The 2,704-nt window shown below is 64.8% G+C and carries 2 protein-coding genes; one reads left to right on the top strand and one right to left on the bottom strand.

The genetic code is table 11. The annotated features are described in order from the left end of the window. Window positions 1-76: 76 nt before the first annotated feature. Window positions 77-1,369, top strand: coding sequence for a 3-phosphoshikimate 1-carboxyvinyltransferase (gene aroA, locus QWB57_RS05765; RefSeq protein ID WP_288968715.1), 1,293 nt, complete (start codon window positions 77-79; stop codon window positions 1,367-1,369). A 6-nt stretch (window positions 1,370-1,375) separates the two neighbouring features. Here the strand turns inward: aroA and QWB57_RS05760 are convergent. Further along, a partial coding sequence (locus tag QWB57_RS05760) for an NAD(P)/FAD-dependent oxidoreductase (RefSeq protein ID WP_288968713.1) occupies window positions 1,376-2,704 on the bottom strand: 1,329 nt, incomplete at its 5' end.

Raw genomic sequence — 2,704 nt, 5'->3', positions numbered from 1 at the left:
TGCGCATCACGGTGGGCACGGCGCAGGCCAATGCACGCCTGCTGGCGGCGCTGGATGAGGTGCTGGCGTGAGTGGCATGCACTGGACGGCACATGCAGGCACGCCATTGCAAGGCGTGTTGACCATCCCCGGTGACAAATCGGTCTCGCACCGGTCGGTGATGTTTGCCGCATTGGCCGATGGCACTTCCACCATCGATGGGTTTTTGGAAGGCGAAGACACCCGCGCCACCGCAGCCATCTTCGAATGCTTGGGCGTGCGTATCGAAACTCCATCGCCGTCGCGGCGCGTGGTGCACGGTGTGGGTATCGACGGTTTGCAGCCTGGCGCTGCGCCACTGGACTGCGGCAATGCCGGCACCGGGATGCGTTTGCTTGCAGGCTTGTTGGCAGCGCAACGGTTTGATTCCGTATTGATTGGCGATGCTTCGCTCAGCAAACGGCCGATGCGGCGCGTCACCGTGCCGCTGGCGAAGATGGGCGCGCGCATCGACACGGAGGAGGGCGGCACGCCGCCGCTGCGCATCCATGGCGGCCAGCCGCTGGTCGGCATCGACCACACGCTGGAAGTAGCCAGCGCGCAGGTGAAGTCGGCCCTGCTGCTGGCTGGGTTGTATGCGCACGGTGAGACCGTGGTGCGCGAGCCGCACCCGACCCGCGATTACACCGAACGCATGCTGTCGGCGTTCGGCGTGGAGATTGAATTCTCGCCCGGGTTTGCGCGGCTGCGCGGCGGCCAGCGCCTGCGCGCCACCGATGTGGCGGTACCGGCAGACTTCTCCTCGGCGGCGTTCTTCCTGGTCGCGGCCAGTATTGTTCCAGGCTCCGAGCTACGCCTGCGGCAAGTGGGCCTGAACCCGCGGCGCACCGGCTTGCTCACCGCGCTGCGGATGATGGGTGCCGACATCACCGAAGAACGCAGCGGCATGCACGGCGGCGAGCCAGTGGCCGATTTGCGGGTGCGCTACGCGCCGCTGCACGGGATCGAAGTGCCGGAAGCGTTGGTGCCCGACATGATCGACGAATTCCCGGCGCTGTTCATTGCCGCCGCTTGCGCCGAAGGCCCCACCGTGGTGCGTGGCGCGGCCGAGTTGCGGGTGAAGGAATCCGACCGCTTGGGCGTAATGGCGGCTGGCTTGCGCACACTCGGGCTGCAAGTGGATGAAACCCCCGATGGCGCCACCATTCACCCCGGCGCGATGCATGGTGGGCAGATCGTCAGCCAGCACGACCACCGTATTGCAATGGCATTTGCGGTCGCCGCGCAGCGTGCGGCTGGCAAGGTGCTGATTCGTGATGTAGACACCGTGGCAACGTCATTCCCGGGCTTTGCGGAGCTGGCGCGTGCGGCGGGGTTCGGGTTGGTTTGAAACCGATTACAGCGGCGGTAGCTGCGTCACGATAGCGGCATCCAATGTGTCCCAATCCACGCTATCCAGGCTGTGCAAACCGCATGTGGCATTGGCCAGCAGCTTGCGTTGCACATCGCTACGGTGCAGCGCCACGGCGTAGGGAACGCGCATGAACGTCACCATCGTGTAGTGCGGCACAAAGCGGCCTGGATGGCGCGCTTGCAGCAGTAATTCCAATTGCCGCTGCAGCAGGAAATCGGCATCGTCGACTTTGTCGCGCATTTCAATGTAGTTTTCCAATGCCATTTGCTGGATTGCCTCGGCATTGGGCTTGCGCTCGGCTTCGAATGCGGTGAACGCTTCGGCCAGGGATGCGGTAACGGTCAGATGTTCGGCCAGCGCCACGCAATCTTCGAACGCACAATTCATGCCTTGCCCGTGGAACGGCACCATGGCGTGTGCGGCGTCACCCAGCAGCACCGCTTGCCCGCCCAGGTGCCAATGGTCCAGATACAAGGTGGCCAACGTGCCCACCGGGTTGGCCTCAAAGTCATGTTGCAACCTGGGAATCAGTGGCAACGTATCGGGGAAGTCGCGTGCAAACAATGCCTGCGCCTGCTCACCGGTTTGTACCTGCGCAAAACTGGGATAACTGCCCGCGTGCGGCATGAACAAGGTCACCGTGAAGGTGCGTTCGTCATTGGGTAACGCAATGCACATGTAGTGGCCACGTGGCCAGATATGCAGGGCATTGGGCTCGATGCGAAAGCCACCGTCGGCGGCGGGCGGGATTTCCAGTTCCTTGTAGCCGTGGTCCAGCCACTCGGTGCGTTCGCCCAGCGGTTGCACTTTCGCGATCTCGGTGCGCAGGGTAGAGCCGGCGCCGTCCGCGCCGACCAGCGCGCGGAACGCGCGGGTCACGGAATCGGTGTGGTGGCGGAAGGTGGCGACATGATCGACGAAGTCCACCTGCTCCAGCGCGTGGTCGAAATGCAGGCGCGCACCGTGCGATTCGGCGATGTCGAGCAGCACGATATTGAGCTCGCCACGACTGATCGAGTAAATCACTTCCGAATCATCGCGCCCGTAGCGTTGCAAACCCGGCGTGCCGTGCAGCGGGTGCACATAACGGCCGCGCATCATCACCGCCTGCTGCAGCACGGCCTCGTCGGCGCCGGCCTGGCGCAGCGCGTGCAGGCCGCGCTCGGCCAGTGCCAGGTTGATTGAACGCCCGCCGGCATAGCCATCAATGCGCGGGTCGCCGCGCCGCTCGAACACGTCCACCGACCAGCCGCGGCGGGCCAGCAGGATGGCGAGCAGGGCGCCGGCCAGGCCGCCGCCGATGAGGGTGAT

The sequence above is a fragment of the uncultured Thermomonas sp. genome, assembly GCF_937872235.1.
GTDB lineage: Bacteria > Pseudomonadota > Gammaproteobacteria > Xanthomonadales > Xanthomonadaceae > Thermomonas > Thermomonas beijingensis.
The sequence above is the reverse complement of the archived record's forward strand: the minus strand, read 5'-3'. Positions and strand labels throughout refer to the sequence as shown.

Coding starts and splice junctions, on each gene's coding strand:
- aroA (WP_288968715.1), top strand. CDS start 77: ATGCACTGGACGGCACATGCAGGCACGCCATTGCAAGGCGTGTTGACC.